Source organism: Atribacterota bacterium (genome assembly GCA_028717805.1).
GTDB lineage: Bacteria > Atribacterota > Phoenicimicrobiia > Phoenicimicrobiales > Stramentimicrobiaceae > Stramentimicrobium.
The window spans coordinates 16,510-42,724 of the sequence record JAQUNC010000011.1; the positions used below are offsets into that span (position 1 = coordinate 16,510).

At 34.9% G+C, this 26,215-nt stretch carries 23 protein-coding genes; 21 read left to right on the forward strand and 2 right to left on the reverse strand.

Features of this window, described 5'->3' with window-relative positions:
- The first annotated feature begins 97 nt into the window (after positions 1–97).
- The 10 genes from PHD84_03885 (at position 98) to PHD84_03930 (ending at position 11,157) form a co-directional block, all read left to right on the forward strand.
- Positions 98–850 carry an ABC transporter permease subunit gene (locus PHD84_03885; GenBank protein ID MDD5636946.1) on the forward strand — a complete coding sequence of 251 codons (753 nt, stop codon included), beginning with the start codon at positions 98–100 and terminating at the stop codon, positions 848–850.
- The gene (locus PHD84_03890; protein MDD5636947.1) at positions 851–1,930 is read left to right on the forward strand and encodes an ABC transporter ATP-binding protein; all 1,080 of its coding nucleotides are present in this window, start codon (positions 851–853) and stop codon (positions 1,928–1,930) included.
- Positions 1,931–2,800: 870 nt separating this feature from the next.
- Entirely contained in the window at positions 2,801–4,081 is a 1,281-nt protein-coding gene (locus PHD84_03895; GenBank protein MDD5636948.1) for an ABC transporter substrate-binding protein, read from the forward strand.
- 105 nt (positions 4,082–4,186) lie between these two features.
- On the forward strand, positions 4,187–4,963 hold the full coding sequence (locus PHD84_03900) for an ABC transporter ATP-binding protein (GenBank protein ID MDD5636949.1): 777 nt from the start codon (positions 4,187–4,189) through the stop codon (positions 4,961–4,963).
- Between the two features lie 11 nt (positions 4,964–4,974).
- The gene (locus PHD84_03905) at positions 4,975–5,685 is read left to right on the forward strand and encodes an ABC transporter ATP-binding protein (protein ID MDD5636950.1); all 711 of its coding nucleotides are present in this window, start codon (positions 4,975–4,977) and stop codon (positions 5,683–5,685) included.
- A gap of 34 nt (positions 5,686–5,719) precedes the next feature.
- A complete protein-coding gene (locus PHD84_03910; protein ID MDD5636951.1) occupies positions 5,720–6,631 on the forward strand; it encodes a branched-chain amino acid ABC transporter permease in 912 nt (303 codons plus the stop codon).
- Positions 6,628–7,680, forward strand: coding sequence for a branched-chain amino acid ABC transporter permease (locus PHD84_03915; GenBank protein MDD5636952.1), 1,053 nt, complete (start codon positions 6,628–6,630; stop codon positions 7,678–7,680). The genes PHD84_03910 and PHD84_03915 overlap by 4 nt, the downstream gene beginning before the upstream one ends.
- Before the next feature lie 2 nt (positions 7,681–7,682).
- Positions 7,683–8,564: an acetamidase/formamidase family protein gene (locus PHD84_03920; GenBank protein ID MDD5636953.1), complete on the forward strand. Its 882-nt coding sequence runs from the start codon at positions 7,683–7,685 to the stop codon at positions 8,562–8,564.
- A 147-nt stretch (positions 8,565–8,711) separates the two neighbouring features.
- Positions 8,712–9,965 (forward strand): MFS transporter, encoded by a 1,254-nt coding sequence (locus tag PHD84_03925; GenBank protein MDD5636954.1) that lies wholly within the window; start codon positions 8,712–8,714, stop codon positions 9,963–9,965.
- A 115-nt stretch (positions 9,966–10,080) separates the two neighbouring features.
- Entirely contained in the window at positions 10,081–11,157 is a 1,077-nt protein-coding gene (locus PHD84_03930; protein ID MDD5636955.1) for an NADH:flavin oxidoreductase, read from the forward strand.
- A 49-nt stretch (positions 11,158–11,206) separates the two neighbouring features.
- On the opposite strand, the gene PHD84_03935 is transcribed toward PHD84_03930, so the two are convergent.
- Positions 11,207–11,971 carry a methyltransferase domain-containing protein gene (locus PHD84_03935; protein MDD5636956.1) on the reverse strand — a complete coding sequence of 255 codons (765 nt, stop codon included), beginning with the start codon at positions 11,969–11,971 and terminating at the stop codon, positions 11,207–11,209.
- 410 nt (positions 11,972–12,381) lie between these two features.
- Between PHD84_03935 and PHD84_03940 the strand changes: the two genes are divergently transcribed.
- On the forward strand, positions 12,382–13,599 hold the full coding sequence (locus tag PHD84_03940) for a DUF401 family protein (GenBank protein MDD5636957.1): 1,218 nt from the start codon (positions 12,382–12,384) through the stop codon (positions 13,597–13,599).
- A gap of 330 nt (positions 13,600–13,929) precedes the next feature.
- On the opposite strand, the gene PHD84_03945 is transcribed toward PHD84_03940, so the two are convergent.
- Positions 13,930–15,090, reverse strand: a complete 1,161-nt coding sequence (locus PHD84_03945) for an MFS transporter (protein MDD5636958.1) — start codon at positions 15,088–15,090, stop codon at positions 13,930–13,932.
- Positions 15,091–15,224: 134 nt separating this feature from the next.
- Here PHD84_03945 and PHD84_03950 point away from each other — a divergent pair, with 134 nt between their 5' ends.
- From PHD84_03950 to PHD84_03995, 10 genes are all read left to right on the forward strand, one after another.
- Entirely contained in the window at positions 15,225–16,241 is a 1,017-nt protein-coding gene (locus tag PHD84_03950) for an AIR synthase family protein (GenBank protein ID MDD5636959.1), read from the forward strand.
- Positions 16,242–16,409: 168 nt separating this feature from the next.
- Positions 16,410–17,201, forward strand: a complete 792-nt coding sequence (locus tag PHD84_03955; protein MDD5636960.1) for an IclR family transcriptional regulator — start codon at positions 16,410–16,412, stop codon at positions 17,199–17,201.
- Between the two features lie 188 nt (positions 17,202–17,389).
- A complete protein-coding gene (locus PHD84_03960) occupies positions 17,390–18,373 on the forward strand; it encodes a TRAP transporter substrate-binding protein (protein ID MDD5636961.1) in 984 nt (327 codons plus the stop codon).
- A gap of 134 nt (positions 18,374–18,507) precedes the next feature.
- Positions 18,508–19,005 (forward strand): TRAP transporter small permease, encoded by a 498-nt coding sequence (locus PHD84_03965; GenBank protein MDD5636962.1) that lies wholly within the window; start codon positions 18,508–18,510, stop codon positions 19,003–19,005.
- A gap of 12 nt (positions 19,006–19,017) precedes the next feature.
- Entirely contained in the window at positions 19,018–20,298 is a 1,281-nt protein-coding gene (locus tag PHD84_03970; protein ID MDD5636963.1) for a TRAP transporter large permease, read from the forward strand.
- 70 nt (positions 20,299–20,368) lie between these two features.
- A complete protein-coding gene (gene kduI / locus PHD84_03975) occupies positions 20,369–21,196 on the forward strand; it encodes a 5-dehydro-4-deoxy-D-glucuronate isomerase (protein MDD5636964.1) in 828 nt (275 codons plus the stop codon).
- A gap of 309 nt (positions 21,197–21,505) precedes the next feature.
- Entirely contained in the window at positions 21,506–21,709 is a 204-nt protein-coding gene (locus PHD84_03980; GenBank protein MDD5636965.1) for a hypothetical protein, read from the forward strand.
- A gap of 18 nt (positions 21,710–21,727) precedes the next feature.
- Positions 21,728–22,048, forward strand: a complete 321-nt coding sequence (locus PHD84_03985) for a YbjQ family protein (GenBank protein MDD5636966.1) — start codon at positions 21,728–21,730, stop codon at positions 22,046–22,048.
- A gap of 445 nt (positions 22,049–22,493) precedes the next feature.
- Positions 22,494–24,272 (forward strand): ABC transporter ATP-binding protein, encoded by a 1,779-nt coding sequence (locus PHD84_03990; protein MDD5636967.1) that lies wholly within the window; start codon positions 22,494–22,496, stop codon positions 24,270–24,272.
- A 25-nt stretch (positions 24,273–24,297) separates the two neighbouring features.
- Positions 24,298–26,142: an ABC transporter ATP-binding protein gene (locus PHD84_03995; protein ID MDD5636968.1), complete on the forward strand. Its 1,845-nt coding sequence runs from the start codon at positions 24,298–24,300 to the stop codon at positions 26,140–26,142.
- Positions 26,143–26,215: the final 73 nt, after the last annotated feature.

The window sequence follows — 26,215 nt, forward strand, 5'->3', positions numbered from 1 at the left end:
ATCCTTTGTAACAGTCACCGGGAAGGGCAGTGGGCTGGAAAAACCTTTGGTAGGAAGTAGTACCAAGTGGGTACTCTTTTCTTTAAGTTCCTTTATAGTGTTTATCATTATTCTGGTTTATGGGGTATTGCTGGTAGGATCTTTCACCAGAACATGGGGTATTGACTGGAGATTTTCCTTACAGCATTGGAACATATTGCTGGGTACAAAAATTAGTAGTCTGTACAATAGCATAAAGTATGCTCTTTTTGCGGGAGGAGGTGCTGCTATTTTTTCTTTATTTGCCAGTTATTTTATCTTTGGCAAGAATTTTTTTGGCAAGAAAGTATTGGATTTTATGGTCATCTTACCGGCATCAATACCCGGTATTTTCCTGGGAGTAGGATTTCTGTTAGCCTTTAATAGCCCACCTTTGCTTCTAACCGGTACATCACTTATTATTATTCTCGGATTAATGGTCTGGAATATCCCTTTGGGATATCAAGCCTGCACCGCAAGCTTAACCCAGGTTGGAGCCGAGATTGAAGAAGGAGCCATTAACTTAGGGGCTCATCCCTTACAAGTATTTAAGGATATTATATTTCCTTTGCTTAAAATTCCTTTTTTATCAGGATTTATCATGGGCTTTTTACGTTCCATTACCAATTTAAGTATTGTCATATTTTTAATTTCACCGGGAAATAATACTGCTACAGCAGAGATATTAAGTCTGATACAGTATGCCGAATTAGGACCAGCTATTGCATTATGTGTTGCCCTTTTTGGGATTGCATTGTTGGTTATTTTCTTCACACAGTTATTTTTGGGGAAAGGAATCAATCTATTTTCCCAAGGTCAAAGAGGAGCTTAAATGGAAAAAATACATATTAGAATTCAGGATTTAAACAAAAGATATGGAAATGTAGATGCTGTGAAAAATTTAAATTTGGATATAGAAAGAGGGAATTTTACTACTTTATTAGGACCTTCGGGATGTGGAAAAACAACTACCCTCAGAATTATTGCTGGTTTTGTTAAAGAAGATAGTGGCAAAATATTATTAAATAACAAGCTTATTAATGATATTCCTCCTCATAAAAGAAAAGTAGGTATGGTGTTTCAATCCTATGCTTTATTCCCTCATATGAATGTATTTAATAACCTAGCCTATGGTTTACATTTAAGAAAACTACCTAAAAGTGAAATTGAAGAAAGAGTAAAAAATATCTTAAGATTCATTGGCCTGGAAGGAAAAGAAAAACAGATGATTTTTCAATTAAGCGGGGGGCAGCAACAACGGGTGGCTCTTGGTCGAACGGTTATTTTAGAACCCGAAGTTTTATTAATGGATGAGCCTCTGTCTAATTTAGATGCCAAACTTAGAATCAGTGTCCGAAATGAAATTAAGCAGATTCAGAAAAAGCTGGATATTACTACTGTTTATGTTACACATGATCAGGAAGAAGCCCTTTCTATGTCAGATACCATAGTGGTTATGAATTCAGGAAAAATTCAGCAAATTGGAACCCCATGGGAAATTTATAATTATCCCCAAAATCAATTTGTAGCTGATTTTATTGGAATGAAGAATTTTTTAGAGGCAATGGTAAAAAAGATAGAACCAGTAAAGGTTATTCTGGATTGCCAGGGATTACAATTATCAATGAACAGGATAAAGGGCAGTGGCTTTTCAATTGATGAAAAAATGTTAATAAGTATCAGACCTGAAGATATTAAAATTTATAAAGAAAAACCTAATCACCCTATCATTAATTTATGGAAAGGAATTATTTCTGAGAGCAGTTATTTGGGCAAAATAATCCGTTATTGGATTCAGACTGAGAATGGTCATGCCCTGATTGTAGAGGACTATGCTCCCAAGGAATTTATTGAAGGTGATGTCTATCTGGATATTGATGAGGACAGTGTCCAATTTATTCAAAAAGAATAAATACAATTAAGGATTGAACCGATTCATCTCCTGTTGTCTTATCTAAAAATGTTCTGGTAAGTTGAGGCGTTCTCTAATATATAAATAAAATCTAACTACTTTAATTTTATTGCTTAAATTTGAGTTACATCCAGTGATAAGAAGGGGCATATCCTCTTTTATTTACTTTTTTCCTTCTAATACCCATCGTTGTATTTTAACTTTTATTATTATCTCCATCCAGCATCCTGTAATATTGGTAAAGTGTGGACATATCAGGAAACATCACCACTGAGATTACTCCTTCAAGCCTGACTTAATTCACTAATCCCTTGGTTATGGTTAATAGAAAAGAACCATGTTTTATCAATAGAGAAGAGATTACTCTATAATTAAATATAATTAAAAAGATTTAGAGTACTTTTTTATAGGAGGAATTGATACTTTTTGTTTCTGTTTTTTATATGGCAATTAACTATATTGACTCTGTCATAAATTTAATTAATTCAGGCGATACATAAGAAATGAAAATTGTTGACAATAAAAAATTTGCATGCTATAAATTATAGTTAATATTAATATAAGTATGGTTAATATAGTAAAAAATTAGCATAGAAAAGAAAACCATATTTATTTTTTTATAATTTTAAACCAAACTAATAAATAATAGTGGTACTCCAGACAAAGTATTAACCAAAGATTTCTCATAGTTAAGCAATATTAAACTTCAGAAGAAAACATAAATTATTTTACTAAATATAAAATATATAAATATATTTATAGACCAACATTATAGATTCCAAATAGAAGGAGGTAAATTATAGAAGCATAAAAATATATTAATATAATATTATTTATACTATTTTAATTTTTAAGGAGGTATTTATCTATATGAGAAGATTGAGTTTAAGAACATTTAAGGTAATTTTCATATTTATTTTCTTTTTAAGCACTTTTGTAGTAACATTTGCTCAAGAAAAAGAGCCATTATTAGTAGGTTCAATTTGGGATCAGGTTGGATTCGGAGGAACGATTGGGCAAATATGTTTAAAAGGATCTCAGTTAGCTGTTGATCTGGTAAATGAAGCAGGGGGAATCTATGGTCGTAAAGTTGAATACATCAATATTGATGGACAGAGTGAATTGGATGTAATAGCAGGTGCGGCAAAACGACTTGCAGAAGAAAGAAAAGTATTAGCTGCGATTGGTAGTGAAGATGACTCGTTAACCTCTGCTTCGGGACCGGTATTTCAAGCTAATGGCACAGTTTTTTTAACAGGTCCAGCTACAACTCCAACACAACCAGAAATAGGAGAATATATTTTTATGCCTGCTTATGGCGACCACTTCCAGGGAACAGCTGCGGCTAAATTCTGTGCTGAAGAATTGGGATGGAAAAAGATAGCAGTGCTTTATGATGCTGCCAGTGCTTATAGTGTCTATCTGTCTAAAGCTTTTCAGGAAGCTTTTAGATACTTTACTAATGATCCTACAGCCATAGTTCAGGTGGAATCCTATATGACTGGTGATATGACCTTCACTGCACAACTTACCAGAATTAGGGGTATTCAGGATAAAATAGATGCCTTTGTTACATTCCCTCCTGAACCACAGGATGCTCCTGTTTATTCAAAACAAGCAAGAAGTCTGGGAATTACAGTTCCACTTTTCTTCACCGATGGTGGTGATGATATGAGTGTAGTAGAAGTTGGAGGAGATGCTGTAGAAGGTGCATATATTTCCACTCAATTTGCTGGTGATGCTCCTACAACTGAAATAGGTAAACAATTCGTATTAGATTATAATAATAAGTTTGGTGAAGAACCAGGCTGTTTTGAATCAATTGGCTATGATTCTATGAGATTAGTTCTTGAGTCCATAGATGCGATTATTGGAATAGTTGGAGATGAAGTATGGGATTCCATGACATTAGTACAGAAGAGAACAGCTATTAGAAATACGCTACAGCTGTGGCCTGCTTTTCAAACCACCATTGTACCAATATCCTATCCAGATCCAGAAAAAGCAATATATCCAAGAGTACCCAACAGACCGGTCATATTCAAACAGATAAAAAACGAAGAGCTTCGCTATTATACTCATATGGAACCGGAAGAAATTGCAGACCATCTAACACCAGTTCTGGAAGCCATGGGTGCCATAAAAAAATGATTAAAGCATGAAGGGTAATTTCCAGTACTAGGAGAAAGAAGACGCGGGAAAGAAATATTAACGCTTTCCCGTGTCCTTATTTTTAGAGAACCAGGGGTATATAAAATGCCAGTAGATATGCAAATAAGAAAATTAACCAAACAATTTGGAGGATTAAAAGCTGTTTCTGAACTTGATTTTGAACTTAATCAGGGAGAACTGCTGGGGCTGATAGGTCCAAATGGTGCTGGCAAGACAACTGTCTTTAATATCATTACCGGTCTTTTAAGGCCAAATGCAGGGCAAATACTTTTTCATGGTCAAAACATAGCAGAATGGGCCCCACACCGAATATCTGCTTGCGGCATTGCTCGTACTTTCCAAAATATCAGGCTTATGCCAGGGATGACAGTACGAGAAAATATAAGACCAGCATTCCATCAAAAAATTAGTTACTCCCTATTAAGCTCAATTGCCAGGACTTCTGCTTTTATTAAAGCAGAAAACGAAATGAATCAGAAGATTGATGAAGTGCTCAATATACTACAGATATCTGAATATACTGATCATTATGTGGAAGATCTCCCTTATGGGATACAGAGGAGAATTGAGATTGCCAGGGCTTTATGCCTTGAGCCAGCAGTTTTGCTGCTTGATGAACCTACTGCAGGTTTGAATCAAAAAGAAGCAAAAGATATTGTTGAGGTTATTAAACATCTGTCTAATGAAAATAATATTTCTATTATTGTTATAGAACATAATATGAGAGTTATTATGAGTATATGTAGCCGTATTATAGTTATTAATCAGGGGCAACTAATTTCCTCTGGTACTCCGGAGGAGATACAGCAAGACAAAGAAGTGATAAGAGTTTATTTAGGAGAGAAAAGAATTGCAGGATAGGGGGTTTTTAAATGTTACTGTCAATAGAAAATGTTAGTACAGGTTATGGGAAAGCCCAGGTTCTTAAAAATGTTAGTATTAATCTTGAAAAGGGTGAGATAGTCGCTTTAATCGGGGCTAATGGCGCGGGGAAAACTACAACCTTAAGGTGCATAACCGGCGTAATCAAGCCCTGGGATGGTATTATTAAGTTTAACGATCAGAAAATTGACTCTCTCCAACCATTTGAGATTGTTTCGCTGGGAATTTCTTACTGTCCAGAAGGAAGAGATATATTTGGGAATCTTTCGGTGTTTGAGAATCTGAAAGTGGGAGGTTACCTGATTAAGGATCGAAATGAATTTAAGACATACCTTGATTGGATTTATGATCTTTTTCCTATTTTAAAGGATCGGTGCAATCAAATTGCCGGATCACTGAGTGGTGGGGAACAACAGATGCTAGCGATTGGCAGAGCACTTATGTCAAAACCTATTGTTCTTTGTCTTGATGAACCTTCTTTAGGTCTGGCTCCCATAGTAGTGGAAAATATATTTGATACCATTCAGCAGATAAATTCTAACGGGACTTCTATACTTCTGGTAGAACAAAATGTAAGTCTGGCGTTAGATATTGCCAAAAGGGCTTATGTCCTTGAAAAGGGAGAGGTCAGGCTTAGTGGAGAGTGTAAAGGTTTTAGCAATAGTGAATATGTTAAAAATTCGTATTTAGGAATTACATGATACATGATATATTCCAAAGATAAGGAGAATCAAAATGTTATTTTATTTGGTACAACAACTGATTAATGCCATTTCTTATGGCAGTATATTGGGCTTACTAGCAGTGGGCTATACAATGATCTATGGAATTCTGGGTTTAATTAATTTTGCTCATGGCGAAATCTTTATGATTGGAGCTTTTTCATGTTATCTTTTCGCTAAATTTCTTAATCTACCCTGGTTCACTGCTGCACTTTTAGCTATTGCCTCATCAGTTGTTTCAGGAATAGCTCTGGAAAGAATTGCCTACCGACCTTGCATTAAGAGAGGAGGTTCTGTTTTAACTATATTTATTATTTCATTTGCTGCTTCAATGTTTTTAAGATATTTATTTATGATGTTTTTTACAGATGAGCGAAGGGCATTTCCAATTCCTGCTTTTTTCGAAAAGATGTACTTTATAGGAGGCATAGTAATTGGACTGCGAGATATAATTATTTTTATAACTACTGTTATAATTATGCTGGTTATTAGTTACTTTATAAAGTATTCTAAACTTGGAATAGCCATGAGAGCAGTATCATACGATAAAAGAACTGCAAATTTTATGGGTATTAACAGCACTCTTATTATTAAAATTGCTTTTGTTATAGGATCTATACTTGCTGGTATTTCTGGTATTGAATATGGATTGAGTTTTGGAATTGTGAATCCGAGTATGGGTTTTAATCCAGGACTTACCGGTTTTATTGCTGCAGTGCTGGGAGGTATTGGTAATGTGCCCGGTGCCATGATTGCCGGTTTTATTGTAGGAATAGGCGAGATCCTCTTTGTGGCAATATTGCCCTCTATTTATTCACCTCTTCGCCCTTTGTTTGTGTGGATTTTATTGTTTTTCATACTTTTCTTAAAACCAACTGGCCTATTTCGGCCAAATGTTAAGTTTGATGGGGGATGGGAAGAATGAAGAAAAACAAAAGTACTGTTATAAAAAATCGATGGTATTATATAGTAGGTTTTATTGCAGCGATTGCCATTCTTGCTCTAATTGAGAAAAATATGAGAGGATTTTATCTTGGTATCTTTCTCTTATTTGGAATTAATGCCATTATTTGTTTGGGTGTTACCATTACAAATGGTTATGCTAATATTTTTTCTTTAGGATTTGGAGGGATCATGCTTTTTTCAGCATATGTTTCCAGCTTGTTTACCCTTCCTATTCAGTATAAAGCGTCTTTTTTAAAACTTCCAGAATGGTTAGAGGCAGCTCAGTTACCATTTCCTCTAGCTTTGTTTTTAGGTGCTATTGCTGCTGTATTGGCAAGTATTACCTTGGTTTTACCAGCTTTTCGCCTTAGAGGGCATTATTTTATTCTGGCTTCTATAGGCATTAATATAGTGATGGCTAATCTTGCTGTAAACTTACGTTCTTTTACTCATGGACCTTTGGGTATCAGAAATATGCCTTTTGCTACTAATGTCTGGTGGGTATATGGAATTTTGTTTTTAACAGTCATTTTTATGTGGAGATTTACTCACTCCAAATTTGGAAGAGCAGTAATTACCCTTGGCAAGGATCAAACCCTGGCTTCAACTATGGGCATTGACGTCGTTCGTTATAAAATTTTTGCTTTTATCACTGGCAGTTTTATTGTTGGATTAGCTGGTCCATTATGGGTTCATTATACAGGAGCAATGCACCCGGAAGTGTTTGGTCTGGTTTTTGTATTTCAAATAATAGCAATGCTGGTGATAGGAGGTATAGGTACTATTTCAGGCGCAATTCTTGGCGCTGGAATTATTACTATGTTTACACATCTTGCCCGACCCATACAGGAAGGTTTTAAAATATTTAGTTTACAGGTTCCCCCTTTAATTGGCTTGATTCAAGTTTTAATGGCCATTATGATATTTTTGGTTTTAATGTATAAACCGGAAGGATTACTTGGTAAAAATGAAATTACTGAACAGATCTTACCAAAGTTTTGGTTAAGATTAAAAGAAAAGGAGAATTAGATATGAAAAAGATTACCAGAGATCAGGTAATTTACGCTATGGGGAAATCAAACAAACCGATAATAGATGTTAATCCCGGAGAGATGCTTCAAATAGAGACTGAGGATTGCTTCAGTCATCAATTAGTCAAACCAACTGATACATTAGAGGAAAATGTTGATTTCTCAAGGGTAAATCCAGCAACAGGACCAATTTTTGTTAACGGTCTTAAAACTGGAGAAACTTTAAAGGTGTCCATTAAAAAGATTAAACCAGATAAACAGGGTGTTACTGTTGCTATGAAGGGATTGGGTGTATTAGGCGATAAGGTAGAGAATTCCCAAGTAGAGATAATCCCAATCGAAAATGATGTTATTGAGTTTGCCGGTCAAAAGTTGAACTGTCGACCCATGATCGGGGTTATAGGTGTAGCACCAGAGGATGATGAGGTACCGAATAATACACCTGGAGATCACGGTGGTAATATGGATACTTTAGATGTCTGTGCCGGTGCATCCATTTATTTACCTGTTTTTGTTGATGGTGCTTGCTTTGCTCTGGGAGATGTTCATGCTATTATGGGAAATGGAGAAGTTTGTGGGACCGGAGTTGAGTGCAGGAGTGTAGTAGAACTTAGTCTCAATATCTGTAAAAAGTACTGTTGGCGAATCCCGGTAATTGAAACTGAAGAGTATTTTTATTTTGTGGGAAGTGCCAGCACATTAGATGAGGCGGTTAAAAAAGCCACTGATGAAGCAGTTCTATTTATTGAACAGAGTAACCAGATTCCATGGAATACTGCTTATATGCTAGCAAGTCTTTCTACCCATGCAATAGTTAGCCAGGCTGTTAATCCATTAAAGACCGCTCGTATCCAGATTCCTAAAAGCCTGTTAAATATATAGCTAATGATAAAAACTTACCGGTGATTTTCCCCTGGGCAGGTTTGTAATAGAGTTTTTTATATATAGGAAAACCAGCCGGCAAAAATGCTGTCTTAGAATTAATCGGAACAAGAATATAGATTTAAAAGAAATAGAAATAATAAAATAATGAAGAATGAATCAACTATTTTAGCTGAAAGAAATAAGAAACCAGACAGAGATTATAATCTAATAAAAATTTTGGTTGTACTATTTCTACCATATCTGGCTTTAAGTTTAGCTCAAACCGGATTTCTGGGATTACTTCCCTTCGTTCGCGAAGAGTTTGCTCTCACTCGAGTCCAGGTTGGCTATTATTCCACTTTTTTCTTTTTCAGTGCAGCATCTCTTTCTATATTTACCGGTAGTATAGTAGATAAATTAGGACCAAAGAAGAGTATGCTTTTAGGTATTGGATGCTTAGGTTTCTTATTACTATTACATGGACTATCTCCTTCTTATAGCCTTCTTTTATTATTGTCCTTTTTAACCGGTCTAGGTTTTAGCATTATTACACCATCAGCAACTAAGGCAGTCATGATTGCTTCTCCACAAGAAAAGCGTGCTTTTTCAATGGGTATTACCCAGGCTGGATTTGGATTGGGAGGTATTCTGGGAGCAAGCTTCTTGCCTCTTCTTGGAGAAAGTATGGGCTGGCGAAGAGCCATTCAGATTGCCGCAGTTATTGTTCTGTTTACCGGGTTTTTTATATATAAACTATATCAGGAACAGAAGGATATCAACCATATAATTCATACACCTGAAGACAAAAGAGACAAACAGAAGTCCTTTTTCAAAAACCTCTCCTCAATTTTAATAGAAAAACCTTTGTTTAGTATTTGTATTCTGGGCATACTATTTGGTATTTCAGAGGGATCCTTACTGGGTCACTTTGTAGTATTCCTGACTGAAGATCTTAAGATAAGTAAGGTGACTGCTGGCTTGAACTTTGCTACTCTTCATATGGGTGGAATGCTCGGACTTTTAGGTTGGGGATCGTTATCAGACCGATTTTTTAGAATAGACCGACGATTTAGCCTTTTCTTGATTGGATTATCTACTGGAATTATGTATCTAATTTTTGGTCTTTTTTTATACCATCCTTTCCTGAATCAAATCATAGTTTTTGTTTTCTCTTTTCTTTTTGGTTTTGTAGCACTGGGCTGGAGTGGGGTATATCTAACAACAGTAGGAGAGGTTGCTGGTGATAGAAAAGCTGGAATTGCCACAGGATTAGCATTATTATTCATTAGAACTGGTATGATTGTAGCTCCACCAATTTTCGGATTGATAGCTGATATGAATGGATACTATAGAAATAGCTGGTTAATATTTAGTATTTTAATTCTGGTTATATCTTTTCTTTTTTTAAAAAAGAAATAATTGCCAGAAGAAGGTTCTTTTTTTGAAAATAACTCTTAATAGACTATTTCCTATTATTAAATCAGAAACTAGAAGAAGAATTTTTTATTGTTTTTAGGAAGGAGAGAAAGGATCAATGAGAAAATTATTCGATAAAACAAGCATTAATCAGATGGAACTAAAAAACAGATTTGTAAGGAGTGCCACCTGGGAAGGTTTAGCCAATCCGGATGGTTCATGCAGTGAGAAGGTCGCTGCTATGATGGAAGAGCTGGCATTAGGTCAGGTAGCATTAATAATAAGTAGCCATGCTTATATTAATCCCGAAGGGAAGGGTAATAATGGTCAATTGGGAATGCATGACGATAGTCTTATAGCCAGCTATCAAAAAATGGTCCAGGTAGTTCAGGAAAAAGGAAGTAAGATGATTTTACAGATTAGCCATGCTGGCGGAAGGGCAATAGGCCAAAATCCCTATGGGCCTTCACAGACTAACATCCCAGGCTATAAATGCAGGGAAATTACTTTAGCTGAGATTGCTAAGATTATTCATGATTTTAAGAAGGCAGCTTTAAGAGCAAGAAAAGCAGGTTTTGATGGTATTCAAATACATGCAGCACATGGATTTTTATTAAGCCAGTTTCTTTCTCCCTTTTTTAATAAAAGGAAGGATTATTATGGTGGAAGCATTGAAAACAGGGCTCGTATAATTTTAGAAATTGTTCAAATTATCAGGTCAGAATTGGGTAATAGATTTGTAATTATGATAAAAATCAATTCTGACGATTTTATAGATAGTGGTTTTCAACCAGAAGAAATGGTTCAAGTTTCAGAATTGCTGGAAAAAGCAGGCTTAGATGCTCTAGAAATGAGTGGAGGTACTTCAATAGGCAAGTATTCCTCTCACAGGGTAAAAAAAGATGTATTAAAGGGTAATGAGGTTTATTATCGTGATGCTGCTAAGTTATTTAAGAAAAAAATAAATATCCCCTTAATATTGGTGGGCGGAATTCGTTCTTATGAGGTAGCCAGAGAATTAATTGAAGATGATTTAGCGGATTATGTTTCTTTAAGCCGTCCCTTAATCAGGGAACCATATTTAATCAGACGCTGGCAATCAGGAGATACCAGAAGGGCTGCCTGTATTTCCTGTAATAAGTGTTTTACTCCTGCCCGAGAAGGCAAAGGTTTATATTATATGCTGGATAAGTAAATGAATTTAATCCAATTTAGATAACAATCTCTAATTATACTAATTATACTTATTTTTGGGCAATAATAAAAACTCTTTCCTCTTCCTCAGGATTTTTAATCTTAATATTTAGATTATTAATACCGGCAAAATAGATATTTCTCCAGCCGGTTGATTTTAATAATTTTCTTATTTCCGACATATCATAAGCATAGTTATACACAACCTCTTCAAAAGGGCTATACAGATTGCTATCTTCCTCTTTTATAAAGCCAGAAGCCCTGGTAATTGCCCTGTTATTTTCTCTGTCAAAAACTCCTTTTATTATTAACAAGAATTTTTTTGATTCATTGATATTGATACTATTCCATCTCTCCAGACCTAGCCTGGTATTCAAATCAAAAACAAAATAACCTTTTCTCACCACACTATTATATACACATTGAAAACAATTTTTTATCAAGGGCGTTCCTTCCAGGTGGTTTATGGCGTCATAACTGGATATTGCCAGACCGAATTTGGTTTCCAGAGAAAAATCGGAGGCATTTGCTGCTCTAAATTCAGCTAAACCTTTCTTGATAAATTCTTTGTTATTCTTAAGGGCATAGAAGAGCATATAAGGTGAGAGATCAACTCCCAGGACATAATAATTTTCCTTTAAAAATTCTAGAGCCAATTGACCGGTACCACAACATATATCTAGAACATTTTTATTTGTTTTTGAAATCTCCTGTTGTTGGTAAAATTTCATTATTGGTTTTGCTACTTTTTGGGCAAATGTCCCCCACAATTGATTGTATACTTTAGCGAAAGGCTTTCCATATACCTGAGCCATTATCTCACCTCCCTATATTGCTGAGTTATCAATAGTCGGATGGCAAGCAAAAACATCTTAAAACCTAGTATACCACACCAAAAGTATTTGCAAATATATCGTATGATACTTTATATTATAAACCTTACCGGAATATTTTTAATAGGGTAAAACTTGCACTGCTTGTTGTTTAATAAATTTAAATAAATCTAACTAAGATTCTGTGGAATTATGTCTTGTAAATAAAGAAAAGCTATGTTAAATTTATTCTAGCAATGAAAAACAAATAAGAATAATAAAAGGAAATAAACCTGAATTTGATATCATTGTAAGTATTGAGCATCTAAGGCAGAGTATAAAATCACTCAATTTTAATGTAGAATAAGGACCCTGCCTTTCTATTTTATCTTGATGAGACAGGTATATAATAAATGTGGGAATTTCTTGTTGTTATCGTTTCTTTTTTAAGTATTCCTTTATTGAATAAAAAGAAGATACAGATTGGTATAGCTATTTGTATTTGTGCAGTTCTTATGGCTTTCCTAGGGGGATTGGGATTGTTAGATATTAAAGAAGTGATTTTTTCTACATTTTTTGATATGACTAAAGTGGAAAGATATATAGTGGTTCTAGAAATAGGTATTCTGGGTGTTCTGCTCAAGGAATATAAGATTATAGATGAAGTTATTAGGTATATCGTTGAAGTAATTAAGAATAAAAAAATAGTGCTCATGTCTATTCCTGCCCTGGTAGGCTTGCTTTCCGTACCAGGAGGGGCTATTATTTCTGTTCCTTTTGTTGATAAGCTGGGAGATGAATCGAATTTATCAAGCAATCAGAAGGCTATTGTTAATTTGATTTATCGACATATCGCAATGCACATTTTACCTTATACTATCGGTTTTTTGGTTGTGACCTCTCTCGTACCACAGATTTCGATTTATAAGTTCATAGGTTTTAATTTTATCTTTGTTATATTATATGTTACCATAGGTTATTTCTTGTATTTAAGAAAAGTAGAAAACAATAATATTCTATCAGCAAATCCTGTCTTGCCAAATCTATTAAAATTACTTATTTATACTGCACCGGTCTATTTAGCGGTACTTTTAAATATGTTTTTCCATATCCCATTTTACATTGGAATAATAGCTAATTTGTTAGTCATATATTTTCTTCGACCGAGGAAGACTTTTTTCCGGGATATTGCCCGAGCGTTTAATATAAGAATATTATTAGCATTGATCGGTGTTTATTTAATTCAAGGTGTTATCGGGAAAATAGAATCCATCTCTTCCTTACTTTCCTTAATTTTTAATAATCCCCGGACTATTATGCTGGGTATTATTTTTACTTCCTTCTTCTTTGGACTAACCACTGGTTTTCAACCAACAGCACTGGGAGTGGTACTGCCAATTTTAATAACACTGCCTATTTCAGAAAGTCAACTATTACTCTATTGTCATTTCACTTTCATGTGGTCTTTTCTTGGCTATTTTTTCTCACCGTTACACTTATGTCAGCTATTTACATGTGAGTACCTGAAGATTTCTACCATAGATCTTTACAAAGATTATTGGAAATTTTTTCTCTACCTGGTTGCTCTTCTGATAATAGATTATTTTATCCTGGGTTTATTGCTAAAATAATTGAATGAAAGAATTTTTATTAGGTGTAGACAGAAAGCGATTATTAACTGTGATACCTTCAAAATTTAATCTGCCCTCCTAGAAAAAATAAACCAAATATAAATGTATTCCTTACTGGTGGTCAATGCGCTTCCTATCAATGTAATAAATAAATCTTTGATATCTGTTTTATCACTTGATGGACTGTTTCCCTAAGGCAAAAAATTAATGCTCTATGGTTTGAGTTAGGAGCAATGCTCCGAGAATTTGTTTATACCAAAGAATGTAGCAGTGTTCTTTCTCCAGAAGAGAAACAATGATTCTATACAACTCTTTTCCTTAATAACTATGTCAGGTAGTAATAGATTTTTTTGTAGTGAAGTGCAAAATGATATATAGTAGAAAACTAATAAAAAAGGGGATAGAAGCCAGACGATAGGCATAGACCAGACCAAGTTTATCAGCAAGCCAGCCATAGAGGAAAGGTGCGATAGTAGAAGATAATCCTTCTATAAAAAAAACAAAACCAAAGAGTTTCCCCCGGGTTTGATTAGAGCTAACCTTGGTTAGCCAGGTATGTTGTGAAGGGTAGATACATCCCTGCAGTAACCCAATTGTTACCAATATTATAACCATATTAGACGGAAGAGTAGAAGAAGTAAGGGCCAGGATTAATAAGGATGAAAAAATTGTGGCAACGATAATTAGCTTAAGAGAATTAATCCGGTCGAGTATTTTACTGATACCTAAGCTTCCGAAAAGTTCACCAGCAAAATAAATACTGGCAAACAAGGCAGACATGCCAGGTGTTAAACCAATAAAATCTGTTGCATAGACTGGCAGGAAAGAGAGTATTGCCCATATTCCCAATCCACGAAAAGCATAACTTATAAAATAGATAAGAAAGCAGATTCTTTGAGTTAATCGCTCTTCTTTGATATCAACATTTGATTTGTCATTTTTTAGTTTTGAGTATCCCCAGGATAGAATAAATCCCGGGAGAGATATAGCCAGACATGCTATCCTCCAGCCCCAGAGCTGAACAAGCCAGCTAAACATTAGACTTATTATGGATATGCCAAGAGTGCCAGCTACATTAAACAAACTGAGATATTGACCTTTTTTTCCAGGAGCAGCATTTTCACCTATCATGACTGTTGCCAGAGGGTGAAAAGTAGAAACACTAATAGCCATAAGTAAGAGTATGGTAATCACGAAAGGAAGGTGGCTGATCCAGACGATGCTGCCTAAAAAAATAGATGACAGGGTAAAACCAAAGGAAATAAAAAGGTGTCTATGATTGAATCGTTCTCCCAATAAGCCAAATACCAGTGAAAAAATAGAGCGTAAAGCTACATGAATTGCCAGGATAAGTCCTGATTGAAAATAGGTGAAGAAAAATTCCTGACGTAAAAATGGTAATAATAAGGGAATAATAAAGAGATAAGAATCATTATAAGCATGACCCCATAAATTTATTTTTAGTTGCATATTTTTCTTATCTTTAATCACGATATTTTCTTCATGTTATTAATAATACACTTAATATAGCATACTACTAAACAAAATAATTTCAAGTTATAAATGTATAATGAATCCCACTTTTGTTAATAGAAATAGGTGTATTTTTCTGTTAAAATGAAAAGATGAAAAAGAAATTACCACTGGGGAAACTGGATTTTTCATTACTGGAAAGATTGCTGGGAAAATATCAGAGTAAAACCGATTCGAGGGTAATAATTGGTCCAAAATTAGGAGAAGATGCAGCCGTTATTGACTTTCCTGATAGGTATCTGGTGGCTAAAACAGATCCCATTACTTTTGCTACAGAGGAGATTGGCTGGTATGCTGTTCAGGTGAATGCTAATGATATTGCCACCAGAGGAGCAGTGCCCAAGTGGTTTCAAGCCACCATACTTCTGCCAGAAAACAAGACCACCGAAGAACTTGTTGCAAATATTTTTTCCCAAATACAAAATGCATGTGAGGAACTAAATATAACAATAATTGGGGGGCATACTGAGGTCAGTTACAATTTAGACCGACCTATTATTGTAGGCTGTATGCTGGGAGAAGTAGAAAAGCACAAGCTTGTTTCCACTTCGGGAGCGAAACCAGGTGATGCCATTATTTTGACCAAGGGTATTGTCATTGAAGGGACCGTAATTATTGCCAGAGAGAAAAAGGAAGAATTAGAAGCAAGGGGATATCAGAAGAACTTTATTCAAAGGTGTCAGAACTATCTATATAATCCTGGCCTTTCTGTAATAAAAGAAGCATTACTGGCCAATAATATGGAAGTTCACGCTATGCATGATCCCACTGAAGGAGGTTTGGCTGCCGGTCTTTATGAGATTGTTCAGGCTTCCGGGGTTGGTCTATTGGTGGAGAGAGAAAAGATACCGATTTTAGAAGAAGCAAAGATACTATGTAAAGAATATAGTCTGGATCCCTTAAGAACAATTACCTCCGGAACCCTGCTTATCGTCACATCTCTAAAAAGTTCCCAGAAAATCATTACTCTATTAGAAGAAAATAAAATTAAGGCTTCTTTAATAGGTGAAATAAAAGAACAAAGATTTGGTTTGAAGATAGCGACTGGTGGTATCTGGCAAGACTTAAAAATTTCTGCTAAAGATGAAATTACCAAAATTTTTGCCTGAGCAATGATTTATCTATAAAGTTAAAAAATTGATTATTTAGTTTTGACTATCTTGTCAGATTTCTTTGGATCCCTATTTTTAATTGATGGTTATATTAAAAAGAATTATTGACTTTTTTACTGTATAGTATCATAATATATATGAAAAATAATTTATAATGGTGAAATAATGAAGAACAATACCCAGCGTAAAATTGAAGGTAAAGAGAGATTATCTACCCTAGAAAGGGCGATTAAGGTATTAGAATATCTGGAGACTTCTCAAGACAAAAGTAGATTATCAGATATTGCCGATACTCTCGGTATTCCTTTCGGTACCACTTTTAATATCTTAAGAACCTTAGAACGATATAACCTGATTGATCGTAACAGTTCTACCAAACAGTATAGACTTGGTTTTAAACTATTTCAGCTGGGCAATCATGTAGATTATATCAGGGAATTACGAGAAGTGTCTTTGCCCTTTATGCGAGAGCTTACCAGAGAAAGTGGTGAGACCTCCCATCTTGGTATCTTATTTGAAGAATCTTTATACTTTCTAGAGATAATCGAAAGCCCTTTTACCAAAAAGACAAGAGCCATAGTTGGTACCAGCTTACCTTTGCATGCTCCCGCAGTAGGTAAGGTATTACTATCATTTCAGCCAGAAGAAGAGAGAAAGAAATTGTTAGATAGTATTGATTTACCCAAATTTACTACCCATACCATTATAGAGAGGGGAAAACTGAAGGAAGAGGTGGAGTTGGTAGTTAATCAGGGTTATGCAGTAGATAATGAAGAAGTTTTTTTAGGAACTACCTGTATCGCTGCTCCAATTTTTAATTCTTCAAAAAAAATATGTGCTGCCTTGGGTATAACAGGGGATTCCAGCCGTATCAATAAAAACAAATCTGCTTTGGTTAATATTATTCAGCATGAGGCATTGAATATATCTTTTAAATTAGGATACCAGCTAACTTAGACGCACTTTATTGCGAAAGATAATAAATGATAAGGTAAAAATAATATTAAGTAAAATGAAATTAATTTCATATATATGAATAATAGAGCATCGGTAGTTTTTAAGTAAATTTTAGATAGGGGGTGATTAAAAACAAATCTTTAAAGTAATAAGAATATGGAATATATTATTTAAATTAGGAGGAAAAAATGTTTAAAAAAATATTTACCATTTTATTTATTCTGATTGTTTTAATACTTGGTGGTGTTGTTTTATCTGCTTCGGCTCAGGAATATACCTGGTCTTTAGCCTCTGTATTACCGGAAACTCATCCTGTACATGGCGCTCTGGTTTACTTTGCGGATCAGGTAGCTGAAGAAACCAATAATCGGGTCAAGATTAATGTATATGGTGGGGGACAGTTAGGGCAGGAGAAGGATTATATTGAAGGGATTCAGCTTGGCACTATTGATATTACCAAAGTTTCATCAGCTCCACTGGGTCAGTTTTCTACATCACTACAGGTTGTTAGCTTACCCTTTATCTGGAGGAACTTAGAACATCAACATACTGTTCTTAGGGGACCGGTGGGAGAAAAATTAATGGCCGATTTAGAGGAAAATAATTTTAAAGGACTCGCTTTTTACGATGCAGGCTTCCGGAATGTTACCACTAAAACAAAACCCATCAAAGTACCAGCTGATCTTAAAGGATTAAAAATTCGCGTTATGGAGAGCGCTCCCTTAATTGATACCATTAATGCCTTCGGTGCTACAGCCGTACCAATGGGTCAATCCGAGGTATATGTTGCTTTGCAACAGAATGTAATCGATGGCTGGGAAAATAATGAACCGACGGTCATATCATTTAATATGCAGGAAGTTTGCCCCTATTATTCTTACACCAGGCATACTTCCATTCCCGATATTTTAATTATGAGAAAAGACCTTTTTGACTCCGTACCAGCTGATATACAAGAAGGTATAATGATAGCAGTGGAAAAGTCCATTCCCTATCAAAATCAAAAATGGGCTGATTTTGTAGGTGAAGCCATAAAGCAATTAGAAGAGAAGGGCATGATGTTCAATGAGGTTGATGACATTACCGAATTTCAAGAAATTGTTCAGCCTATTTATGAGAAATATGGCCAAACTATAGGTATGGATTTGATTGACTCTATTGCGAGCTATTAACCCATAACTTGATAAATAAATATAAGATATAGGAAAGCAAAACTTATATTTATGGATTTCAGGGAGTTTAGCTATTAATTAAAGATGGCTAAACTCCCCCATAATCTAAAAAATTAATGGCATGTGTGAGATAAATGTTAGAGAAGATTATAAATTTATTTAACAAGCTTGAATGTGTTATCACCAGAATAACAGCTATTATGATTATCTTGTTGTCTATTTTAGTAAGCTGGCAGGTTTTCGCTCGGTATGTATTAAATACTGGGCAATTCTGGGCTGAAGAAGTATCCATAACTACCATGATGTGGATTGCCTTTCTGGGAGCATCTGGTGGGATCTGGACTAATTCACATATTGGTTTAAGATTTTTTATAGGGCTATTGCCAGATAAAGTAAAAAAAATAATTAATATTATAAATTTTTTAATTATTAGTATTTTTTCACTGTTATTATTTAATTATGGAATTATTTTAGTTCAAAAAACAATGAGCGGCAGATTATCAGCTACAAATATTCCTATCGGCTATGCCTATGTAATTATTCCCATATCAACTGCTTTCATGGTGATTTTTTCTTTGTGTAAAAGTTTTCATGCACTATTGACATTTTTACAAGAATATAAAGTAAAATAGGAAAGGTTAGCAATGTCTCCGATATTAGTTTTAGCGTTATCTTTTGTTATTTTATTGCTGATAGGAGTGCCCATCTCTTTTTGCCTGGCAGTTTCGGCAATGTTAACTACCTGGAGTATGGAATTACCCCCGGTTATGGTTGCTCAAAGGATAGCAGCTGGTGTACAGTCTTTTCCCTTGATTGCTATACCACTTTTTGTTTTAGCTGGCTCTATTATGGCCAAAGGTGGAGTTGCTAAAAGAATTGTCGATTTTGCCTATATTATTGTAGGACCTTTTCGTGGTGGACTGGCTATGGTTAACTGTGTAGAATCCATGTTTTTTGGCGGAGTTTCCGGATCTGCAATTGCGGATATTTCTTCCACTGGTCCGATTATGATACCTATGATGGAGAAGAAAGGCTATGACCGGAATTTTGCAACCGCTTTAACTGTTACCTCAGCAGTGCAGGGGATAATTATACCTCCCAGTCACAATATGGTCATTTTTGCCATGTCGGCTGGTGGTGTTTCAGTAGCTCGACTCTTTCTAGCAGGATACTTTCCTGGTATAATGATAGGTATTGGGCTTATGATAACCAGTTACATTATTGCCTTAAAGAGAAATTACCCGAGCGAAAAGAGGCCTCCCTTAAAAGAATCACTTAAAATAACTTTTGAGGGATTGCTAAGCATTATGGCTGCTTTTATTATTGTGGGAGGTATTGCTTTTGGCATATTTACTGCCACTGAAGCTTCTGCCATAGCAGTACTATATGCAGCTTTCCTTGGTATTTTTATCTACAAGGAGATAAAACTTAAAGATTTATGGCCTTTGGCAATCGAAAGTGTAAAAACAATTGCCTGTGTACTTTTTCTAATAGGATCTGCTTCCGCCTTTGGGTGGGTGATTACTTATTTAAAAATTCCAACCATAGTGACTAACTTCTTTTTGGGGCTAACAAGTAGTCCTTTTATAATTCTATTATTAATAAACCTATTATTGCTTATACTTGGTATGATTATGGATGTTGCTCCCTTAATCGTTATTGTTACGCCAGTGATATTGCCAGTTGTACAGACGCTTGGTATGAGTGCGGAAACATTTGGCATAGTACTATTAATCAATCTGGGAATAGGCTTAACAACGCCACCTGTTGGTGCTGGTCTTTTTGCTGGCTGTGCCATAGGAAAAATTACCATGGAAGAGGCAACAAAAGCAATACTCGTTTTCTGGCCATCAATGCTAATTGCTCTTTTATTGGTTACGTTTATTCCCTGGCTTACAATGTTTTTACCAAATCTGATAAGATAAAGAATGTTCTTTTAAAGAAAGTATTAATTTAAGTAAACACTTACTAAATTATAATGGAGGTACAAAGGAAATGGAGATAAGATATGCAGTTCATCCAGATGATTTTATCTATTATGACACAGAACTTATTCGAGAGGAATTTTTAATTCAAAATTTATTTACTCCCGGCCAGATTAACATGGTTTATAGTCATAATGACCGGATTATTATTGGTGGGCTTACCACCATTGATACTCTTTCATTAGAGGCGGGAAAAGATATCAAGGCTGATTATTTCTTGGAACGCCGGGAGATGGGAATTATCAATATTGGGGGAAAAGGAGCAGTTACCGTAGATGGGGAAAAATATACTCTTGAAAATCAGGATGGTCTTTATATTGGCATGGGCTCCAAAGAGATATTATTTTCTGGGCTGGATCCCCAAAATCCTTCTAAATTCTATTTCAACAGTGCCACTGCTCATTATTCCTATCCAACTCAGAAGATAGCTATTAACTCTGTGGAGGCGGTTCATCTTGGTTCTATTGCTGAATCTAATGAGAGAACCATTTATAAATATATTCACCCTGAAGGTGTAAAAAGTTGTCAATTGGTCATGGGAATGACCATTTTGGAACCTGGTAATGTCTGGAATACTATGTCCTGCCACACTCATGAAAGAAGAATGGAGGTCTATCTTTACTTTAATATGCCAGAAAGCAGAGTAGTTTTTCATCTCATGGGTCGCCCCAGTGAGACCAGGCACATCACTGTGCGTAATGAAGAGGCAGTTATTTCACCCAGCTGGTCAATACATTCAGGTGTTGGCACAGGAAATTATACCTTTATCTGGGGAATGGTGGGCGAAAACCAGGCTTTTGGTGATATGGATGATGTGGAGATGGATAATTTACAATAGAAATATTATTAGACCTGAACCTTATCCTATCTTTAGAAAAAAATTGATTAATGAATAGGTAATAATAGTGCTTTAATATCTCTGTTGAATTTTATAAGCCGTGAACTACTACTAAAAGCTTATTTGTTTTTTCTATTTACAAGAATGCTAACAAATATTTTCCCAAACTTGTAAATTTTTATAGTATAATTTTAAGAGAGTTTTCTAACGTGAATAGGTATCAGCAAAAGGTTATTTTTAATTTTCAGACCAGATGCTTTTTGATTATAATATTTTAGAATATATAAAAATTAGAAGAGGTTAGCTAAAATGGAAAAAACAGGATATATCATTTTAATCATAGTTGCTATAGCCTGGATAGTTGCCTGGATTATTGGGATGTTTCAGAATATATGGATAGGAGTTATCGGTCTGGTAATGTTAATTGGTTTAGGATTGCTTTTTCTAAAAGCATTACGTGATAGAATGAAAAGTTATCAGGATGATCGCTATTTCAAGGATGTTGAAAAATAAGAGGGGTAAAGGTATAAGATGTTATTAACAACTCAGGATCAATTTTCCGAATATGAAATTATTCAAACCCTAGGACTGGTTAAGGGCAATACAGTACGTGCCCGTCACGCTGGCAAAGATATACTTGCTACCTTCCGTAATGTGGTAGGAGGAGAAATTGAGGAATATACCAAATTACTTGCTGAATCCCGGGAACAGGCAATTGATCGCATGACGATGATGGCTAAAATGATGGGAGCAGATGGTATAGTGGGTATTCGCTTTACCACCTCTTCTATTATGCAAGCAGCATCAGAGATGTTTGTCTATGGCACTGCCGTTAAGCTAAAGAAAAAATAGACAGATCTACCTATTGCCAGGAATATTATCAGGAAGAATCAAATTATAGGGATGTCATAGCAAAAAATATCTTTTAGCTACATATATAATATTTAGGTTAGTTTTTCTAAAAATAAAATGGTAGTTTGGATTAGACAAATAAAATTTTTAAAATATCTCATCAAATAATTTCCCCTTAATATGAGAGGATATGACAGATAAAAGTATTGGCATCTTATTTTTAAGTATGATTTTAGAGTCTCTTCCCCTGAAGAATATGGAGAAATTTTATAAGCCTTTTTCACCCTGCATTACCCCCAATATTAATAAAAATTTAAATAGTATAGTAAAAAACTAATTCTATGTAAGAATAAAACGAGAATAAAAAATAAATTTTTTATATAATTAAAGTTATTAATTTTCTTCTATAATATGATTTTACTGATAGGAGTAGGAGTGCCTTGCGTTGATTAAATTGTTAAAAAATTTGAGACCATACTGGTTATCAATAGCCGGGATAATACTTTTTGTCTTTTTACAGGCCATTTCAGAATTGTTTTTGCCCACCCTTATGTCGGATATTGTGGATGTAGGGGTAGTTAATGGGGATATAAATTTCATTTTAAAAATCGGAGGGAGGATGCTCTTGATTGCCTTTATAGCAATGATGGCCTCTATTTATGGAAGTTACCTGGCATCAAGGGTATCCATAGGATTTACCAGAGACCTTAGAACTAAGGTTTTTACTAAGGTAGAAAGTTTTTCTTTGGAGGAATTTAACAAGATAGGGACAGCTTCTCTCATAGTAAGAACTACCAATGACATAACTCAGATGCAGCAGCTAACTGTTACTTTATTTAGAATGTTTCTCAGGGCTCCTTTACTTTTTGTGGGCGGTATCATTATGGCCATCTCTAAAAACACTGAATTAGCGCTACTTTTAGTTGTTATTTTACCTATCCTGGCGGTCATTATTTTTTTTGTTGCTAAAAAAAGTATGAATCTTTTCAAGTCAATGCAAATGAAGATTGATAAACTTAACTTAGTTCTCCGGGAATATCTAACTGGTATAAGGGTTATAAGAGCCTTTAATAGAGAAGAATATGAAAAGAAAAGGTTTAATAACAGTAATTTTGAATTAACAGACACAGCAAGAAAAGTCAATACACTCATGGTTTTATTAATGCCTTTAATGACTTTGATTCTTAATTTGACCATTGTAGCTATCATCTGGTTAGGAAGTGTAAGAATTGAATATGGCAGCATGCAAGTGGGAGATTTGATGGCCTTTGTACAATATGCCTCACAAATAATGTTTTCCTTAATTATGTTTTCCATGATGTTTGTCATGATTCCTAGGGCTTCTATTTCAGCTGTTAGGATTAATGAAGTTCTAGATGTGGAACCAAAAATTAAGGATCCAGTAGTATTAGAGCAAAATATATTGGTGACTCATAATGCTGGTAGTTTACAGAATGTAATTCCAGCTAAGAATAGAAAAGGATATTTAAAATTTGATAAGGTCTGTTTTTGTTATCAGGATGCTAAAGAATATGCTATTAAAGATATATCTTTTCAAGCCAATCCAGGCGAGGTTACTGCTATTATTGGGAGTACAGGATCAGGAAAGTCAACCTTAATTAATCTTATACCAAGATTTTATGATGTATCAAAAGGGAGCATTTCTATTGACGATACAGATATTAGAGATATTACTCAAGAAAGGTTGCATGAGATGATTGGGTTGGTTCCTCAGAAAGTTATTCTTTTTACCGGAACTATTGCTGAAAATATAAATTTTGGAAACAATAATATACCTCATGAGGAAATAAAGAGGGTAACAGAGATTGCCCAAGCTGCCGAGTTTATTAACAGGATGCCAGAAGGTTATAATTCTTTAATTGCCCAGGGTGGCACCAATTTATCAGGAGGAGAAAAACAACGTTTATCCATTGCCAGAGCTTTAGCCAAGCATCCGGATATCTTTATTTTTGATGACAGTTTTTCGGCTATTGATTTTAAGACAGAGGCAAGGTTAAGGGAAGAATTAAAAGATGAGCTTAAAGATAAAACTGTATTAATAATTGCGCAAAGGGTAACTACAGTAATGAGTGCAGAACAGATTGTTGTTCTCGATAAAGGTGAGATTGTTGGTATAGGCAAACATCATGATTTGATAAAGAGTTGTTCAGTATATAAAGAAATTGTAGCTTCACAGCTCTCAACAGAGGAAATATATGAGTGAAAAACAGACAAAACCAACTATTGTAATGAAAGGATTTGGACGTGGTCCTGGAAGCCATCGGGGCTTAACTTCACCGGTAGAAAAACCCAGGGACTTCAGGGGAACATTAAGGCGATTAATTAGTTATTTAAAACCACATTGGTCTAAGATTGTGTTAGCTTTTGTGGCATCTATAGCCAGTTCGATGTTTGTTATAATAAGTCCTAAAATTATGGGTAGAGCTACCACTAAATTATTTGAAGGATATGTTCTAAAAATAAAACAGATTCCAGGAGCAACCATTGATTTTGATTATATTTTGAATGTTATTGTTATTTTAATAGGACTTTACATTCTCAATGCCCTTTTTACCTATCTACAGCATTATATAATGGTTGGAGTTACCCAGCAAATTGTTTATGAGATGAGGAAAGGAATCAGCTTTAAGCTGTCACGGCTGCCTTTAAGTTATTTTGATAGTAGAACACACGGGGAGATTCTCAGCCGGGTAACTAATGATATCGATACAGTAAGCAGTACGCTACAACAGAGTATTACTCAATTTATCACTGCCCTAGTATCTTTGATAGGCATTGTCATTATGATGCTGACTATTAGTTCGTTTTTATCTTTAGTTATCTTTTTTACCCTGCCGTTGAGTATAGTAGTTACTAGAATCATTGCCGGGCAATCACAAAAATATTTTAAAAGACAGCAGAACCTCCTGGGTCAACTAAATGGTCATGTAGAAGAAATGTATACTGGTCATGAGATAGTAAAAGTCTTTAATTATGAAAAAAAATCTATTAATCAATTTAATCAACTCAATGAGCAACTTTTTGATACTGGCTGGAAAGCCCAATTTATTTCTGGAATTATTATGCCTCTCATGATTGCCATCAGTAACCTCAGCTATGTCTTTGTGGTTATTATGGGAGGAATTGCCATAGCCCGGGGAACAATTACTATTGGTAATGTTCAGGCTTTTATTCAGTATTCCAGGCAATTTACTCACCCTATTGTTCAAACAGCCAATATAGCTAATATTATTCAATCTACTATTGCTGCTGCTGAACGTGTTTTTGAGGTATTAGATGAACCTGAACAGATACCCGATAAGGATACTGTAGTTCTTTTCTCTAAACCAGATGGTAATATTAAATTTGAGCAGATTAATTTTGGCTACACTCCTGAAAAAATAATTATTAAGGATGTAAATGTGGAAGTGAAAAAAGGTCAAACCGTTGCTATCGTAGGCCCTACTGGAGCGGGAAAGACCACATTGGTAAATTTACTTATGCGTTTTTATGAAATTAATAGCGGGAAAATTACTCTGGACGGTATTAATATCGGTAATTTGAAGCGTACTGAACTAAGGAGTCTTTTTGGTATGGTTCTTCAAGATACCTGGTTGTTCAAAGGTACTATTAAAGAGAATATTGCCTATGGTAAAGAAAATGCTACTGAAGAAGAAATTATAAGAGCAGCAAAAATGGCTTATGCAGACCATTTTATCAGCACACTTCCAGCAGGTTATGATACCATTATTGATGAGGAGGCAGGCAATCTTTCCCAGGGACAAAAGCAATTATTAACTATTGCCAGGGCTATCCTGGCTAATCCAACCATATTAATTCTCGATGAAGCTACCAGTAGTGTTGATACCAGAACAGAAATACTTATTCAAAAGGCCATGCTTAGCCTGATGCAAGGGAAAACCAGTTTTGTAATTGCACATCGTTTATCCACTATCAGGGAAGCGGATATGATTCTAGTAATGAATAACGGCAAAATCATAGAAAATGGCACACATGAAGAATTGCTAAAGCAGAAGGGATTTTATGCCGATTTATACAATAGCCAATTTGTGGGCTTGAAGCTTAATCAATAATACCCAAAGAGAGAAAATTATTGAAGATGGGTAATTATATTTCACGAGAACATTAAGATGCACAATTATATAG

Bases quoted from the DNA above. Each gene is read 5' to 3' on its own strand.
- PHD84_03890 (MDD5636947.1), top strand. From the start codon at position 851: ATGGAAAAAATACATATTAGAATTCAGGATTTAAACAAAAGATATGGA.
- PHD84_03895 (MDD5636948.1), top strand. From the start codon at position 2,801: ATGAGAAGATTGAGTTTAAGAACATTTAAGGTAATTTTCATATTTATT.
- PHD84_03900 (MDD5636949.1), top strand. From the start codon at position 4,187: ATGCCAGTAGATATGCAAATAAGAAAATTAACCAAACAATTTGGAGGA.
- PHD84_03905 (MDD5636950.1), top strand. From the start codon at position 4,975: ATGTTACTGTCAATAGAAAATGTTAGTACAGGTTATGGGAAAGCCCAG.
- PHD84_03910 (MDD5636951.1), top strand. From the start codon at position 5,720: ATGTTATTTTATTTGGTACAACAACTGATTAATGCCATTTCTTATGGC.
- PHD84_03915 (MDD5636952.1), top strand. From the start codon at position 6,628: ATGAAGAAAAACAAAAGTACTGTTATAAAAAATCGATGGTATTATATA.
- PHD84_03920 (MDD5636953.1), top strand. From the start codon at position 7,683: ATGAAAAAGATTACCAGAGATCAGGTAATTTACGCTATGGGGAAATCA.
- PHD84_03925 (MDD5636954.1), top strand. From the start codon at position 8,712: ATGAAGAATGAATCAACTATTTTAGCTGAAAGAAATAAGAAACCAGAC.
- PHD84_03930 (MDD5636955.1), top strand. From the start codon at position 10,081: ATGAGAAAATTATTCGATAAAACAAGCATTAATCAGATGGAACTAAAA.
- PHD84_03935 (MDD5636956.1), bottom strand. From the start codon at position 11,971: ATGGCTCAGGTATATGGAAAGCCTTTCGCTAAAGTATACAATCAATTG.
- PHD84_03940 (MDD5636957.1), top strand. From the start codon at position 12,382: ATGTGGGAATTTCTTGTTGTTATCGTTTCTTTTTTAAGTATTCCTTTA.
- PHD84_03950 (MDD5636959.1), top strand. From the start codon at position 15,225: ATGAAAAAGAAATTACCACTGGGGAAACTGGATTTTTCATTACTGGAA.
- PHD84_03955 (MDD5636960.1), top strand. From the start codon at position 16,410: ATGAAGAACAATACCCAGCGTAAAATTGAAGGTAAAGAGAGATTATCT.
- PHD84_03960 (MDD5636961.1), top strand. From the start codon at position 17,390: ATGTTTAAAAAAATATTTACCATTTTATTTATTCTGATTGTTTTAATA.
- PHD84_03965 (MDD5636962.1), top strand. From the start codon at position 18,508: ATGTTAGAGAAGATTATAAATTTATTTAACAAGCTTGAATGTGTTATC.
- PHD84_03970 (MDD5636963.1), top strand. From the start codon at position 19,018: ATGTCTCCGATATTAGTTTTAGCGTTATCTTTTGTTATTTTATTGCTG.
- kduI (MDD5636964.1), top strand. From the start codon at position 20,369: ATGGAGATAAGATATGCAGTTCATCCAGATGATTTTATCTATTATGAC.
- PHD84_03980 (MDD5636965.1), top strand. From the start codon at position 21,506: ATGGAAAAAACAGGATATATCATTTTAATCATAGTTGCTATAGCCTGG.
- PHD84_03985 (MDD5636966.1), top strand. From the start codon at position 21,728: ATGTTATTAACAACTCAGGATCAATTTTCCGAATATGAAATTATTCAA.
- PHD84_03995 (MDD5636968.1), top strand. From the start codon at position 24,298: ATGAAAGGATTTGGACGTGGTCCTGGAAGCCATCGGGGCTTAACTTCA.